Genomic DNA, 16,479 nt, shown 5'->3' on the forward strand with positions numbered 1-16,479 from the left:
GATGTAACTTTTCACCACGAGAAGTATGGCTAGACGATATGAAAAGTTTTAGGAGGTTTTATTTTGGATACTGCATCACATTTCGTTGTAGGAGTAGGTCTTGCTGGATTATCTCAACTTGATCCAGTTGTCATTAGTCAACCCGCTATGCAGACCGCAGTTATATTAGCAACAATTATCGGTTCACAGGCACCAGATTTTGATACGATAACCCGATTACGAAGTAATGAGATCTATATTAGACAACACCGAGGAATATCGCACTCTATCCCTGCGGTACTATTATGGACAATCCTCATTTCCGCCTCATTTTATATGTTCTTTGATCTTAATGAAGGATATGGACATTTACTAAGTTGGACTTTGCTCGCAGTTGGCTTACATGTAGGAATGGATCTGTTCAATACATACGGTACACAGGCTCTTCGACCTTTTTCTAGAGTATGGATATCTTGGAATATTATCCATATATTTGATCCTTTTATTTTTATTACTCATGTCATAGCGGGTATTCTTTGGATATCTCGACTTCTTGATCCTTCGTTAATATTCCCTGTTCTGTATATCGTTATCGCTATCTATTATGTAGTAAGGGTAGGTTATCATTACTATCTAAAGAGATATTTAAATGAACATATTCCCATTCATAAAAATGAAATACTGACCATTATTCCTACAGTAAGATTTCGGATATGGCATCTTATGATTAAAATGCGGGATGGCAGTTATAAGTTAGGCACATTAAATAGAGGTAACATTCGTTGGGTTGAGCAGATCTCTTCTGACCATCATCCTCTTATTGATAAATCACGTCAGCACCCTACAGTAGCTGCTCTTCTAAGCTTTACTAAACATACTGTTGCTCATATTACTGAACATCCTTGGGGAACTGAGGTTCGTTGGTGTGATGCTCGTTATCGACATAGAAGACAATATCCATTTGTCGCGATTGTTTTCTATGATCACGATGAACAACCATTAGCATCTTATGTTGGTTGGTTGAATGATCAGAAACTTTACAAAAGATTGTATAACGAAGCTAAACTTTCTTCTCAATAATTTCAGGAATGAATTGTTTGTACTACTTTAACAAAAACCATATAATAAAAGAAGCTCAAGGTTCCCCTTGAGCTTCTTTCTTGATTATATCGAATGAAATAACGAGTTTAACGTTGTCCGCCAGACAAGTGCTGTTCAGCAATTTGTACTAGCTTACGAGTGATGTAACCACCAATTGAACCAGCTTCACGAGTAGTTAGGTTTCCGTTATATCCTTCTGGTGAAAGTTGAACACCTAGCTCCTGTGCTGCTTCCATTTTCATTTGGTTTAATGCTTGAGTTGCTTGTGGAACGATTAATTGATTGCTTTTATTTGCCATGATGTAAATCTCCCTTCGTCCTCATAGGTAAAATTCATATTGCAAGCTTGCAAACATATTATGTGCACGAAAAAGATTACTATACAGATTTTCTAAAACTTTTTTTTCAAAGGAGAATGAACTTGTCTAAATCACTGTCTTTACTGTTCTCTTGTCTAGGAATCTTCTGCTTAGCTGGAATGTCTATTGCAATGGCTCATAGTCTCAAGTGGGTAATTTTTTGGGGCGTTTTATCGCTTGTATCAATTGGAACGGGGTTTATGGTGAAGGTTAAACTGCGGAATAGGAACGCTCGATCCTCTCAAGAGGAATAATCAACTAATCCGTTGCGCTTAGAATAGGGTACATAGTTCCACGTTGACATATTGTAATTGGATTCATATAGAACACTAGCAGACCATCCTTTACGATTAGATCTTACTGAAAAATCGTATAGAATTTCTCCGTGAGTCCAATTGCGCTTCATCTTCAACGCATCGACTGCCAAAACTCGAAAACGATCTACTTGCTCCTTCGTTAATCCCGCGCCTTCAGCTTGAACTTCATCTTCTTGAATGTGAATTGGATGATGCTTAATACCAAACTTTCCGATTGTATCATTTCTCACAATAATTAAGACCGTACCTGCAAGAGCTCCCGTTAATTCATGCTCTAGCTGACGGAATACAAAATCAACTTGTCTTGCCAATGAAATTTCACTCATATTATTGCTCCCTTCAAATATTTTTTGTGTAAACTCAGTTCTAATATAACTCGAATTTTGTCTTCTTGCACCGAAAGATAGCATTGTATTTTCCGAAACATTTCGTGGTATTTCTCTATTCAATGATAAGATTTGCGCAACTATTGCACTATTTTTTGCACAGTTATCTAAGAAATATTGACTATTAATGTCATAGACCTATTAGGAAAGTGATGCTATAATATGGATATTATTGAAAAAGGAGCGCTTACAATATGGAGAAATTTACTAATTGGTTCAATTCGTTATCCGTTAGAAGCAAGCTTGTTTTCGTTACATATTCTAACCTTTCCATTTTAACTCTGCTAGCGCTAATCACCACAATTATTATGGACCAAAATTTCACTGCATTATTAATCGTTGCCGTAATATCATATGGACTAGCTTATCCTATTATTGCTTTTGTTGAGAGTGCGATTACAGCTTCATTTGATGAGATTCAAAGTGCTGCGAATCGAATTTCAAAAGGTGATTTTTCTCAAACTATTGATGTAACTGCAACTAATGCTGGTGAATTAGGACATACATTCAACAGTATGGTTATCAAACTAAGAGATATATTGTCTGAATCGATGAATATTACAAGACATGTTGCAGATACAAGTCGTAGTATCTTTGAAAAAAATAACAGTATTCAATCTACAATGGAGCAGGTAGCAGTATCTGCAACAGAGCTTGCGACTGGTGCTAATGCTATATCTGAAGACGTATCAGATATGACGGAGTCCATTAACGAGATTGAAGTACGTGTTACGAATTATGCTAATTCTACAAAAGAAATGAATACTCGCTCTGAAGAAACTATTCAACTTGTACATAAAGGTCGTATCGCTCTTGAAAATCAAAGCGTCGGAATGAATCGTAATATCGAAGCTACAGAACAAGTTGCTGTAACGATTAAAGAATTGGCTGAAAAAGCTAAAGGAATTTCTGCAATGACAAAAGCCATTTCAGAGATTGCAGAACAAACGAATCTACTCTCCTTGAATGCCTCTATAGAGGCAGCACGTGCAGGTGAACATGGACGTGGATTTGCCGTTGTTGCCCAAGAAGTTAGAAAATTAGCTGAAGAATCAACAGCGTCGACGAAAGAAGTATTCAATTTAGTAAAAAGCATTGATAAGGGTATTCAAGATACGATGCACAATATGAAAGTGAATGAAGAAGTCGTTAGTTTACAAGCAGCACATATTCGTCAGACCGAAGAAATCTTCAATCAGATTGTTGAAAGTATTCAATTCATTAGTGAACAAATATTCAAATTCTCTAAAGAAAGCGATAATATGCTTGAAAGTGCACAAAAAATTTCTTCAGCTATTCAAAGTATTTCTGCAATTACAGAAGAGTCAGCTGCAGGTACTGAGGAAGTTTCAGCTTCGATGAACGAACAAATTCCATCTGTACAAGTCGTTGTTTCGGAAACAGAACAAATGCTTAACATGGCAAATCAGCTTCAACGTACGATCCAAATATTCAAATTGAAATAATTAGGCGTTCATATTCGATGTCAAGTTACCTTCGATGCCCATCTTCGTGATCAAAGCCTATTCATAATGAAAAGCCTTCCTTGAGATTCAAGGAAGGCTTTTTTCACCATATTGGTACAAATATGTTATTATTTATTAACCGATGAAGATTTGAACCCATTTACCGTTCACATATCCTACACCAATTTTTGTAAAGTTAGCACTTAAAATATTTGCTCTATGTCCTGAACTGTTCATCCAATCGTTCATTACTTGAGCCGCCGATGTTTGACCAGTAGCAATATTTTCACCTGCATATGAATACGAAACACCGTATGTTTTCAACATATCGAATGGAGACCCATAAGTCGGTGATGTATGGCTAAAGTAATTATTAACATCCATATCTCTTGCTTTTTCCATTGCTACAGTATTAAGACTAGTGTCCAATGTTAATGCTGATAAGCCAGCTGAAGAACGTTGTGCATTAACCAAACTCAAAATTTCCTTCTGAGTTGCAGAAGCATTAGAATTCCCTGCATCAGGAGCTGGAGTTGCAGTTGGTTTTACCGTCGGTGTTGGTGTCGCCGTTGGTTTCACAGTTGCTGTTGGCTTAACTGTTGCCGTTGGCGTTACTGTCGCTGTTGGTTTAACTGTTGCTGTAGGTGTTACTGTAGGTGTTACTGTCGCTGTTGGTTTTACAGTTGCTGTAGGCGTTACTGTTGCAGTTGGTGCCACTGTCGCTGTTGGAACAGGTGTAACTTCAGGTTTAAGATTAGGTACATATATGCAGAACCCAGATTGAAGATTAAGTTTCCAATCACCAACTGTAATCGTTGTTTGACTTGAATCAGATAGCTTACTAAGTAGACTATTCATAAGATTAGATTGCCAATTCGATGTATAAGATTGCTTATTCATGTCAATCTTAGTAATATTAGAAGCTGCATCTACACTAGCACCCGTTAAAGTTGATGCACTAATAAGTGCGGTTGCCACAAATGTTGCGACACCCAATTTCCATTTTTGATTTGCCATAATTAAATCCTCCTATAACTTTTATTGACTTCTAGAATCCAGAAGCATCATCCAAAATTTGTGCGTACCAACATGTCAATTTCCACTTTATCGTATCAAAGCTTTTTTTAGGTTGCATGACGCAAAAATTACCAAACTTTTTATGTAAGCGATTACATATAGGTTATTACTACATTATTAAAATCCATTCACTTTGGTAATTGTAACTAACTAATGTAAAATAAAACAAAAAAAAGAGCATTTCGGAGTTTCCCGAAATGCTCTTTTCGATAAAATATATTAGTTCACTTTAATGATACGACCAGTCTCTTGAGACTCAAAAGCATCAAGAATAACTTTTAGAGATGCTCTACCTTCTTCACCTGTTACAGCTGGTACTGTATCGTTAACAATAGATTCGATGAACTTCTCAATTACGCCACTAGTTACTTGTTTTTCATTCGTAGACATTTCACCTGTTTGGTATTTCGTTACAGTTCCATCGCGTAGCTCGACAATAACATCATCTACTGGATCCGCACAAACACGCATTACACCATTTTCACACCATAATATCGTGCTATTATCTTCACCTTTGTAATATGTCCAGCTTGCAACTAGAGTACCAATTGCACCTGATTTCATGCGAAGGATACAAGAAGAGTTATCATCACTCTCTGTATCTTTTTTATCAAGAGTACCTACGAAAGCTGCAATTTCAGATACTTCATCATCAAGCATCCAACGGATCAAATCTGATTTGTGAACACCTAAATCTCCCATTGCGCCCATAATTGCTTCTTCTTTACGGAAGAACCAGCTATCAGCTCCATCAATGCTCCATGCATCAGGACCAGGGTGTCCGAAAGAAGTACGGAAAGTAAGAACTTTTCCAAGAATACCTGATTTCAAAACCTCTTTTGCTTTTTCATGTGCTGGCACAAAACGTTGGTTATGTCCAACCATAAGCTTCACCTTATTCGCTGTAGTTACTTCGATCATAGCTACTGCTTCTGCATCAGTAACAGCCATTGGCTTTTCTACAAGAACATGAGCTCCAGCTTTTGCAGCCTCAATAGTCATTTCAGCATGCAAGAAGTTAGGGGTACAAACGCTTACTGCGTCAGGTTTAACTGCTGCAAGCATTTCTTTATAGTCTGTGAATGCCTGTGCACCATGCTCATTAGCGTAAAGCTCTGCACGCTCAATAATTGGATCTACAAATGCAACTAGCTCAACATCAGCATTACCTGCATATTCAGGGATGTGACGATATTTCGAGATGGAACCACAACCAATAACTGCTACTCTAACTTTAGACATGAATTATATTCTCCTTTTGAGGTTGTTCAAGAAGTGTAGACTTTGATAACGAAGCGATGCATAATGCTTAATCGACATCGAATATAAAACGAACTTGGGAAGTCTGGGACTCATGTACCAATTACGTACATTGGAGCGTCCTCCTTCCTCAAGTTGCGCGCTATCTTCTCGGTTCTGAAAGTCTACATTTGAACTTGCACCTTATTAATCTATTATTTGAATTGATTTAGATAATTCTGTTGTACCCAATTGTAACTTGTTGCAATTGATTCAAGTGGTGGATTCACACATGAATCCTGCTCTACGATAATCCATTCAACACCAGCATCAGAAGCTGCCTTCACAATATCTAACAATGGAAGAACACCTTCACCTAGTTCAACAGTATCGATCTGTTTTTCAGGATCACGACTTTCCTTCAAGAAATCTTTCAAGTGAAGCAACGGTAAGCGACCAGCATATTTGTTAATGTAACCTACTGGATCGATTCCAGAGTATTGCACCCAACCGATATCCATTTCTACCTTAAGATCTGTAGCTGGAATACGCTCGAATAGTGCTTCGAACACCATTTGACCGTCAATTAGAGTACTAAATTCAAAATCATGATTATGATATAAGAATTCAATACCTTGCTCAGTACAAGCACGGCCAATTTCAGCAAGATCAATAAGGTGTTGGCTCCACGCATCTACATCACGAAGTTCTGGAGCTAACCAAGGGCAGATCGCATATTTCGCACCAATTGTTTTCAAATATGCAATTTCGTTATCTAAGTTATCTTTCAAATTTGATAATTGAATATGACTACCAATCGCTTTCATGCCAAGCTCATCTAATAGTTCACGCATTTTATCAGCTGGAATATCTCCATAATGGAAAAATTCTACACCTTCATACCCTAATCCTGCAACATGACGTAAAGTACCTTCAAAATCTGCTTCTAATTGTTCACGAAGCGTGAAAAGCTGCAATCCGATTGACATTCTATTCATCATATTCAAACTCCTTTATATAGTTATCAATTTATGTCTTATTTTGTCTACCTGTAATAAGTATAGCGCATACATTGTTATAAAAACATTAATTATATTAGCAAAAACTTATGCTATTTAGTCATTAAAGACTTTTCATAGTTGACTACTTCATCAAATTTTGTTTCTTTGAGCATACCAACTAAGCGCCGGAAGTACTAAGAGGTATATAAAGAGCAATCGAAACATTTGGAAGATCGTGACGACGGTAGAATCTGCTTTTATTGCAGCAGCAATTAGTGTCATTTGGTCCATTCCACCTGCAGCTGTACTCAAAAAACTTGTAGCAAAGCTTTCACCGATCATTTCCATTAACAGATAAGAGAATAAATAACTAATAACTAAAATCAAGATCGAACTTAATAGGCCCATTACAACAACTTTCCAAGGTAACTTAATCATATGTGGCTTGAGTAGTAGTCCTATATATGCACCAATCGTTAATTGTGCAATATGAAGCAGGTTTGATGGAACAACTGGTACATTTACACCACTAATATTAAGTATTATCCCTAAGATAACGGGCATCAAAAAATAAGGTACCGGTAGTTTTATCTTTTTCCCTACTGCTACAGATAAATAAGAAATAATTATTAATAACAAAACAGCCCAATAGGGAGACGCTTCCTTCATAGATAACGAATCATTAATCGTATGTCCACTCACTAGAAATGGCACAATACTTACAATAGATATGACTCGTACGACTTGAAAGAACGTCACTATGCCAATATCAATATTTTTATGTTCCTCTGCAAATGCAACGGATTGTGATAATCCCCCTGGTATACTTGCTGTTAAAGCGCTCATTAATGACACGCCCGTTACTTTTTGTGTGATCATTGCAAGTAAGATACAAGACATAATCAGAATTATATTCATGAAGACCATATATAACACATATTGGTCCATCTGCTTGAGAGCTACAACTGTAAATGCTTCTCCTATCGTTGTCCCAAGTATAACCAAGCCAATATTTCTAAAAGTAACTGGCCAACCCCATGTTGTTTTGAAAGTTAATTGAGAAAGCATTACTGCAAATAACGGACCTAGCATCCATGGCATAGGAAGTGAAAATAGGTGGAATAGCATAACCCCCATCACTGAAACTACACTAACTTTTATAATAGGTAAATAAGTAGTCTTCATGCTGTTCCTTCTCTCATCTAGTGTTGAGTATGGTATTCCATATTATAACTAGTATAGCAGTATACAGTACATGGACGTTACTAATTTAAAGATTCAAAAATGAACAACAGGACTTAGGTTACGGGCACCTAAATCCTGTTGTTCATTTATTTTGTTATCAAGCTAATTTAATTGTAAACTGCGCGTTACCTACCGCATTAAGTGCAATGCGACCTGCTTCAACGATTGCTACTACCCCTTCTACAGATGAAACCTCACCCTGACCTTTAACAACAATTGAAAGTGGATTTTCCACACCTTCCAAAGCTACCGAGATTGAATTACCATTACGAGTTGCTTCAACAGTCAAAGAAACATTGCCTTTAACATCACGAACAGCAGTCGTTGCTGTTACGCCATCCTGTAAGTTATGAAGTTGTAATTCAACCCCATTTGCGAAGTCATAATCAGGACGATCGTTAACTGCACCGATGGCAAGAATTGTATTTTGTCGAACGAACAATGGCAAGCTCATGAAACCATGTGTTTCTGATTTCCAAGTACCACCTGTTACTACTTCACCTGTTAATAGATGTGTCCACTGACCAGCTGGAAGGTAATAACTCACATCTCCTTCTTCATTGAAGATTGGAGCGACAAGTATACTATCACCTAACATATATTGACGATCAAGTTGTTCCACCGCTGGATCTCCATGGAACTCAAGTACCATTGAACGCATTGCAGGAATGCCTAGTTCATGGGCTTGGACTGCAGTATTGTATAAGTAAGGCATTAGTGAACATTTCAACTTCGTAAAGTAACGAGTAACGTCAACTGCCTCTTGATCATAATCCCAAGGCACTCGGTAAGATTTCGAACCATGTAGACGGCTATGACTAGATAGTAAACCGAATTGCAACCAACGTTTAAATACATGACTAGGAGCAGTATTCTCGAAACCACCAATATCATGACTCCAGAAACCAAAACCAGACATACCTAGAGATAATCCACCACGAAGGCTTTCTGCCATCGATTCATAATCCGCATAGCAGTCACCACCCCAGTGTACTGGGAATTTTTGTCCGCCAGCTGTTGCTGAACGAGCAAATACTGCTGCTTCATTTCTACCAAGTTTCTCTTCAAGAACTTCAAATACGACCTTATTATAAAGTTGAGTATAATAGTTATGCATTTTGTTCGGATCAGATCCATCAAAGTATATAACATCTGTTGGAATACGCTCACCGAAATCAGTTTTGAAGCTATCTACGCCCATATCTACAAGTTCACGTAAGTATGATGCATACCATTCACATGCAGCAGGGTTAGTAAAGTCTACAAGCCCCATTCCTGGTTGCCATAGATCCCATTGCCATACATCTCCATTCGCTTTTTTCACAAGGTAACCATTTTCTTTACCCTCTTCAAATAGACGAGAACGTTGTGCAATATAAGGGTTAATCCATACACATATTTTCAAACCGCGCTCTTTCAAGCGTGCAAGCATACCTTCAGGGTCTGGGAATACAGATTCATCCCATTTGAAGTCTGTCCAATGGAATTCTTTCATCCAGAAGCAGTCAAAGTGGAATACGTGAAGCGGAAGATCACGTTCAACCATACCATCTACAAATGAGTTCACTGTTGCTTCATCGTAGTTCGTTGTGAATGAAGTACTCAACCATAGACCAAATGTCCACGCTGGCGGTAATGCAGGGCGACCTGTAAGTTGTGTATAACGATCAAGCACACCTTTCAGATCAGGGCCATCAATAATAAAGTATTCCAGTGATTCGCCTTCAACGCTAAATTGAACTTTTTTCACTTTTTCAGAAGCTACTTCAAGAGATACAAGTTCAGGTTGATTGATGAATACACCATATCCTTTATTCGTCATATAGAAAGGAATATTTTTGTAAGCTTGCTCAGAGCTTGTACCAGCATCTTGATTCCAAAGATCAACCGTTTGACCATTTTTCACAAATGGAGTGAAACGTTCTCCAAGACCGTATACTAATTCACCAACACCAAGATCAAGTTCTTCACGAACATACGCACGCTCTTTACCTTCAGTAATATAGGCCATAGAACGTTGTCCGCTTCCAGTTAGACGTTTACCTCCACGGAAGAAATCAACTTTCCATTCTGGGCCCTTAGCGATATGAACGCTTAAGTCACCGCTAGTAAGCACTGCTTCGTGCTCATATTCTTCAATAATAGCGTTACTCTCGTCTGATTTAGAAAGTTCGAAGTTAGGACCAAGATTGCGCACGCCTGAATGATGAATAATTTTCACTCCAATAACCCCTGGAAGTGGAGAATGGAATTGAATCGTTAATAGCATTGTGTCTAACATACTAGCTCTATTTATAAGTGGACGTGGTGCAGCATAAGCCGTTAGTATGCCATCCTTTTCATAGAATTCATGTGCTTGGACTGCGCCTTGAACATTAAATTGCTCATGGATTAACCAGTTACCATTTGTAAATTTCATCGAAAAAGCACAACCTTTCTATTGTTAATGTATCGTAATTGGACAGTAAGTTAATTTGATATAATTGCATTATACTGATAAAATAAGAACAATTCTAACAGTATAATGCTAAAATATAGCACTATTTTGATATTTGTATAAGAGGGTGTCACAAATGGACTTAAGTATTAAAACATCACTGAAAGAAAATAGACTTCATGGTAATGAGCAATTTCCACTCGCAGCATATTGGATCGATCAAAATGTTGTAGGTGCCCCTATATTAGATTGTCACTGGCATAGCGAAATGGAGTTTTTCTTTTGTATGCAAGGAGAAGTATTATTTCAAGTGGATACAGATTACTATGTAGTCAAAGCAGGGGAAGCAATATTTATAGATAGTGGAGAAATTCATACTGGTCATTCGCACCATAATGCAACCTGTATGTACGGAGCTGTCGTATTCGATCCTCAGTTATTAGCAAGTGCTGGCTATGATGTGATACAAGCTGAGTACGTTGCACCTCTATTTGATCGTACTCGCAGTTTCCCCCGTCATATTAAGCCACAATCACGCTGGGAGAAACAACTCTTGGATACACTCAAAAATATATTATCACATTGTGATCAGCAAGATTTGGGATATGAGCTTAGTATTAAGTCACTCTTGTTGCATATGTTACAGACCATTTTACCTGAAGGTAGACATACTAATAGGAGCAACCGTGAATTACACGATCATACGAAAACGATTCGATTGAAAAAGGTCATTAGCTATATTCAAACCAATTACAATCATCCGCTCAAAATTTCGCAAATAGCGGAACAAATTCCAATGAGTGATGGTCAGTTCTGTCGTTTCTTCAAAAGCATGACGAGACAAACTCCAATCGAATATGTTAATTCCTATCGCATACGTCGTGCCTGTGAGCTATTACTAGATCCATCCAACAAAATCTCAACCGTCGCATTAGATGTTGGTTTTGATCATATGAGTTATTTCGTTAAAGTATTTCGTCAGCAAATGAACTGTACACCATCTGAATACCGTAAAAAAATGCTTGTTCATTCCGTTGAGCATACTTCCTAAGAAAATTCTAATGTGATTTTGTATATTTCTAGTAATTTTATTACAGTTTATATTCGATTTTTAAGGTAATCTTAAGGTTGATTCGCTACAATACATTCATACTTTGTTGTGTTGGAGGAATAAATCATGACAACTACAGTTGTATTCCAAGAAAAACAGATACCTGTATATATGCAAGAACTCAATAAGAAGGCCATGCGTAAACTAGAAGCTATCTTGAATCAAAAATGGGAAACAGGTAAGCAAGCTTTGAAACTTTGCTTAGCTACACTCATCAGTATCGAAGTTATTGGTTCAGAAGCGACGCTACATGCGTTAACAGAACATCATACTTTAACGATATCTCTTTACTAAATACATAAAGGGACGGAACTACTTTTCTAAGTAGCTTCGTCCCTTTTGTTGTTATTTAAAATCATAATAAGAAGCGATTATGTTATAGTATTGACCAATTTCTTTCTATTTCGATCTCGATTGCCCCATATAAAGACAAATGTTCCGATCCAAGCACAAACCGACGCAATTATAAGAATAATATTAATTTCCATAATAGAAGTCAATGCTGTTCCTAATAATGGTCCGATTGTTCCCCTTACTCCAAACGTCATCAGATGAATGCCAAAGACCACGGCTTCTCGTCCAGGCGCGATTTTGAAGATGAATGCCATAATTCCTATTTCCCAGATGGCTTCACCTATTCCTTGAATCGCATTCCCAACTAATATAGCAGTAAAGTTACCCCAGAGACTATATAACATTGGTACAATCGCATAGGCAGCTATACCAATCAAAAGCGTATACTTTATATCAAAGCGATCAATCATAATACCGCCTAACCAGAACGTTAATAATAGTGCAATATAATAAGCGACACGTGCATAACCTATTTCTACATTAGATAATCCGAGTACATCGACTTGAATAATCTGATATAGCGGGATAGACATCATATTTCCAAAGCCGGAGAAAGTTGTTGCCATAAGAAATAATGCGAGCACTTTATTGCTCTTCACTAGCTGAAGTTGTTCGAGCAATTGAGCCTTTTTACCAACTTTAGCTATAGCAGCAACTCCTCTATTAGAATGAGTGCCTTGTTTAGATACTTTAATTGAGTTGAAGATGCTTACTGAAATAAAACCAGCAATAGCAGCTGCAATTAATGGTCCTCTTGGTCCCATCATATCTGTCCAACTACCAATTAGATACGCCATTGGAATCATTAATACCCCCATGCCAACACGAACATAGCCCATTAGTCGACCACGCACATTAGATGGATAGATTCTTGATACTAGCGAAGCATAGGCTGGCGCTTGAATTCCCATTAGCAATTGAAACATAATAGCGGTTACTACATATACATTAGGATCAGGGAATATAGCAGGTAATAATAACATTAGACGACCGATCATATTTGGAATAATAGTAAAGGGCTTCGGCTTGTCGGTTCTTTCAATCCATGAAGCCCAAATAGGTGAAAAGATCAACCCAATTGCTGGAGCAGCTGACAATATCCCTACTTGTAAATTAGAAGCACCTTCTTGTATGGCAAAAGCGATGAAAAACTGATTCATCACTACATTGAAAAGGCTAAAAAACAAAGTCGCAACAAAATCTACACGTACATTCCACCAAACTCGGGGTTGTATTTCCATCCCAAAATGTTGATGTTGCTCGGTTCTTGATGTTAGTGACATGTGAAAGTGATCCTTCTTTTTCAGTGAATTTACCTTTAATTACTGTCCGAGAATGAACATACTATAAAACTTGACTATTTGTATAGTATATACTTCAAAAATCCACGAAAATTTTACATATAAAAACACCATAGTACTGTGATTCTAGATAAGAATCATACAGACTATGGTGTTAAATACTTTCTATTCGCCTAACAATATTTGAGCATATGGAGAGTCAATCGGCATCATAATGACTGGATTATTACTCATCGTGACAACATAACTTTCAAGCGTTCGATACAGATTGTAGAACTCGGGGTCCTTGCCGTAAGCTTCATTATAAATTTTCGCTGCCTCTTGTTCACCCTCAGCAACGATCTTCTTTGAATCCGCCTCAGCTTGAGCCATTAATTCTAGAGCTGAACGATCTGCTTTCGACGTTATTTTCTTAGATTCTTCATCACCTTCTGAAAGATAACGGGCAGCAATCGACTGACGATCGGAAATCATGCGATTATAGACACTTTCCTTATTACTTTCAGGTAAGTCAGTACGCTTAATACGAACATCGACGATTTTAATACCATAATTATCACGTTGTAGTGATAGTGCTACATCCTTAGTGATTTCATCATTCAAATCACCTCTTGCTGTATTTTCACTAATAATTTCATCATAATTCACTTCAGAAAGTTTACGTCGTACAGAGTTGTATACTGCTTCATTAATCCTTTGTGCTCCGTCACTTACATTATGGCTCGTTTTATTAAATTTTACCGGATCATCTATTCTCCATACCGTATAATTATCGACTAGAATAACTTTCTTGTCTTTCGTCATTATTTGAGTCGGTACATTTTCATAGGTCATCTGATACTTAGGCAACACCTTAATATTGTCGATAAACGGAACTTTCATATAAAGTCCTGGTTCTGACTTCGAATCAATGGCTTCACCAAAGCGCAATATGATTTTATATTCGCCTTCTTTGACGATAAATAATGATCCAAACAAGCAAATAACGACTAGAATACCTGCGATAATAAATCCAGTAAGTTTAAATTTTTTCATATTTTCTCCCCCTACTGCGTGCCAGCAGAGCTGGAATCCGAACTGCCAGATGATGAATTATTTAATGCTGAGCTATTTGAGGATGAGCTGTTCGTTTTATTCAAAAGCTCATTAAGTGGTAAATAGTTCACCGTATCACTACCGTTATTTGTAATAATAATTTGAGCTTTAGGCAGAATTTTTTCTAATGTCTCGATAATTAATCGACTTTCCGTAATATCTTTATTATTGGCATACTCTGCGTAGATGGCATTGAACTTAGCTACATCACCTTGTGCATTCAGAATACGCGATGCCTTTTCCGCTTCTGCTAATTCAATTAAAGCTTGCGCTTCACCACGAGCTTTTGGAATACGATCATTTTCATACTTTGTCGCGTTATTAATTTTTGTGTTCTTCTCTTCTCTTGCATTTGTCACCGCACGGAAAGCATCTGCTACTTGACCATCTGGTGGTTCAATATCTTGGAATTTCAAGTCAATAATAATAATTCCTGTCTCATACTTTTCTTGCAAATGCATTAACTGTTCTCTTGCTAATTCTTGAATAACTGTTTTACCGTCAGTAATTGCATAATCTAACTTCTGTGCACCCATCACCGAGCGAATTGATGCTATGGAAGAGTTACGTAAAAATGTTTCATGATCATCAATATTCGTTAAGTAATTTTTGATGTTTCCTATTTTCCAAGTAATAACAGCATCAGCAGACACAATGTTTTCATCGCCTGTAATCATCATCGCCTCGGCCTCATCAACAATGTCACCATTTGCCGATTCACGATATCCAATTGTAATATATTGAGTCATTTCCGCTGGCACAATGACTACATCTTGAATAGGATATGGAAATTTGAAATGTAAACCTGAAGTTTCCTCATGTGTAATCTTACCAAATGTTAATATCGCAGCACGTTCTCGTTCCTCTACTGTGTAGAATGAAGTAAATCCGATGTACAATAAAATAATAGCAATACAAACACCCATTACTGATTTACCAATAACTTTCGGATTCCAAGGAACATCATTCCTTGATTGCTCTCGCTCTTCGTTGTTTCTAGTTTCAAAGTTCAAATCCAACTCCCCTTTCAATTTCGATACATCATATTACTTTATACGAATTATTTGCCATTTGGTCACAGTTTTTTAAGCTTATTTTAAGGTTTACTATTACTAGGCATTCTCAACGACCCATTAGTTCCTTGATATCCTTCGAATCATTGAAATTATTCAGACCTTTCAAATCACTGTAACTAGGCATAATTAGGAAAATAAAAAGAACTATCTATTATACGCAAATAGATAGTTCTTTTATGATATAACAAATTAAAAACTCTAATCTTAAGTGTTATTTTTTCCCTCTATATTATCAATTACTTCAGATAACGTTGTTTGTGCCATCGATGTTAGAATTAACGAGCAATGCTCGAACGTAAAATGTTGCGTGACCGGATTTGGAACTGCGACGCAATGCATCCCCGCTGCTACCGCAGCTATTGAACCATTATGAGAATCTTCAAATGCAATCGCTTCATGGCCTTCGACACCTAACAACGATAAAGCTCGCAAGTAGAGCTCTGGATTAGGTTTAACATGCGTGACATCATCAGAAGTACAAATATAATCAAAATATTGATATAGATCAAACCTAGCAAAAAAATCATCTATCCATTTGCGGTTAGAGCTGGTTGCTAACGCAATTTTCATATTCATTTGTTTGGCCTGATGTATATAATCCATTACACCATCGCGTAACACAAGGTTAGGTAACTGCAATTGTAATCTTTCTCTATGAAGATTTTTCACGAATTGAGCTTCTATCTCTTGGTTTAACGCATTTGAAAGATTAGAATATGGATTAAATTCACCTATATTCGATCCAATGTTTTGCGCATAGGTCTCGATTAGCAACTCAACCTCATATTCCGCGTAAATTTGTTGTAGCAACTCGTACTCAAGTGTTTCCGTATCAATTATCAACCCATCAAAATCAAATACAATAGCTCGTATCATATACTCTCCCCCTAGATAATTTAATTTTGTTTTCATCCATTACTATACGCGATAACCAC

The 16,479-nt window shown here is 37.2% G+C and carries 16 protein-coding genes; 5 read left to right on the plus strand and 11 right to left on the minus strand.

Annotated elements, in window-relative coordinates; translation table 11 throughout:
• Positions 1-63 precede the first annotated feature (63 nt).
• Positions 64-1,059, plus strand: coding sequence for a metal-dependent hydrolase (locus NV377_RS19335; RefSeq protein ID WP_258202445.1), 996 nt, complete (start codon positions 64-66; stop codon positions 1,057-1,059).
• A gap of 107 nt (positions 1,060-1,166) precedes the next feature.
• On the opposite strand, the gene NV377_RS19340 is transcribed toward NV377_RS19335, so the two are convergent.
• Positions 1,167-1,379 carry an alpha/beta-type small acid-soluble spore protein gene (locus tag NV377_RS19340; protein ID WP_258202446.1) on the minus strand — a complete coding sequence of 71 codons (213 nt, stop codon included), beginning with the start codon at positions 1,377-1,379 and terminating at the stop codon, positions 1,167-1,169.
• A 122-nt stretch (positions 1,380-1,501) separates the two neighbouring features.
• On the opposite strand from NV377_RS19340, the gene NV377_RS19345 reads away from it, so the two are divergent.
• Positions 1,502-1,693 carry a DUF5325 family protein gene (locus NV377_RS19345; RefSeq protein ID WP_258202447.1) on the plus strand — a complete coding sequence of 64 codons (192 nt, stop codon included), beginning with the start codon at positions 1,502-1,504 and terminating at the stop codon, positions 1,691-1,693.
• On the opposite strand, the gene NV377_RS19350 is transcribed toward NV377_RS19345, so the two are convergent.
• On the minus strand, positions 1,681-2,082 hold the full coding sequence (locus NV377_RS19350; protein ID WP_258202448.1) for an O-methyltransferase: 402 nt from the start codon (positions 2,080-2,082) through the stop codon (positions 1,681-1,683). The genes NV377_RS19345 and NV377_RS19350 overlap by 13 nt on opposite strands.
• Positions 2,083-2,336: 254 nt before the next feature.
• Here NV377_RS19350 and NV377_RS19355 point away from each other — a divergent pair, with 254 nt between their 5' ends.
• Positions 2,337-3,608: a methyl-accepting chemotaxis protein gene (locus tag NV377_RS19355; protein ID WP_258202449.1), complete on the plus strand. Its 1,272-nt coding sequence runs from the start codon at positions 2,337-2,339 to the stop codon at positions 3,606-3,608.
• Between the two features lie 135 nt (positions 3,609-3,743).
• Here NV377_RS19355 and NV377_RS19360 read toward each other — a convergent pair whose 3' ends face one another.
• The 5 genes from NV377_RS19360 to yicI all read right to left on the minus strand — a co-directional run bounded on the left by NV377_RS19360 (position 3,744) and on the right by yicI (position 10,589).
• Entirely contained in the window at positions 3,744-4,625 is an 882-nt protein-coding gene (locus tag NV377_RS19360; RefSeq protein ID WP_258202450.1) for a CAP domain-containing protein, read from the minus strand.
• 279 nt (positions 4,626-4,904) lie between these two features.
• Positions 4,905-5,927, minus strand: coding sequence for a Gfo/Idh/MocA family protein (locus NV377_RS19365; protein ID WP_258202451.1), 1,023 nt, complete (start codon positions 5,925-5,927; stop codon positions 4,905-4,907).
• 212 nt (positions 5,928-6,139) lie between these two features.
• Positions 6,140-6,922 (minus strand): sugar phosphate isomerase/epimerase family protein, encoded by a 783-nt coding sequence (locus NV377_RS19370; RefSeq protein ID WP_258202654.1) that lies wholly within the window; start codon positions 6,920-6,922, stop codon positions 6,140-6,142.
• A 153-nt stretch (positions 6,923-7,075) separates the two neighbouring features.
• Positions 7,076-8,110, minus strand: a complete 1,035-nt coding sequence (locus NV377_RS19375) for an AbrB family transcriptional regulator (protein WP_258202452.1) — start codon at positions 8,108-8,110, stop codon at positions 7,076-7,078.
• A gap of 157 nt (positions 8,111-8,267) precedes the next feature.
• Complete coding sequence (yicI, locus tag NV377_RS19380; RefSeq protein ID WP_258202453.1) at positions 8,268-10,589, minus strand: alpha-xylosidase; 2,322 nt, start codon at positions 10,587-10,589, stop codon at positions 8,268-8,270.
• Between the two features lie 154 nt (positions 10,590-10,743).
• Here yicI and NV377_RS19385 point away from each other — a divergent pair, with 154 nt between their 5' ends.
• A complete protein-coding gene (locus tag NV377_RS19385; protein WP_258202454.1) occupies positions 10,744-11,658 on the plus strand; it encodes a helix-turn-helix transcriptional regulator in 915 nt (304 codons plus the stop codon).
• 126 nt (positions 11,659-11,784) lie between these two features.
• Positions 11,785-12,012: a 3-dehydroquinate dehydratase gene (locus NV377_RS19390; RefSeq protein ID WP_258202455.1), complete on the plus strand. Its 228-nt coding sequence runs from the start codon at positions 11,785-11,787 to the stop codon at positions 12,010-12,012.
• A gap of 77 nt (positions 12,013-12,089) precedes the next feature.
• Here the strand turns inward: NV377_RS19390 and NV377_RS19395 are convergent, their stop codons facing one another.
• From NV377_RS19395 to NV377_RS19410, 4 genes are all read right to left on the minus strand, one after another.
• Entirely contained in the window at positions 12,090-13,355 is a 1,266-nt protein-coding gene (locus NV377_RS19395) for an MFS transporter (RefSeq protein ID WP_258202456.1), read from the minus strand.
• A 183-nt stretch (positions 13,356-13,538) separates the two neighbouring features.
• Positions 13,539-14,408 (minus strand): protease modulator HflC, encoded by an 870-nt coding sequence (gene hflC, locus NV377_RS19400; RefSeq protein WP_258202457.1) that lies wholly within the window; start codon positions 14,406-14,408, stop codon positions 13,539-13,541.
• A gap of 11 nt (positions 14,409-14,419) precedes the next feature.
• Positions 14,420-15,481, minus strand: coding sequence for an FtsH protease activity modulator HflK (gene hflK / locus NV377_RS19405; RefSeq protein WP_258202458.1), 1,062 nt, complete (start codon positions 15,479-15,481; stop codon positions 14,420-14,422).
• 267 nt (positions 15,482-15,748) lie between these two features.
• The gene (locus NV377_RS19410) at positions 15,749-16,420 is read right to left on the minus strand and encodes an HAD family hydrolase (protein WP_258202459.1); all 672 of its coding nucleotides are present in this window, start codon (positions 16,418-16,420) and stop codon (positions 15,749-15,751) included.
• Between the last annotated feature and the right edge of the window lie 59 nt (positions 16,421-16,479).

The sequence above is a fragment of the Paenibacillus endoradicis genome, assembly GCF_024721975.1.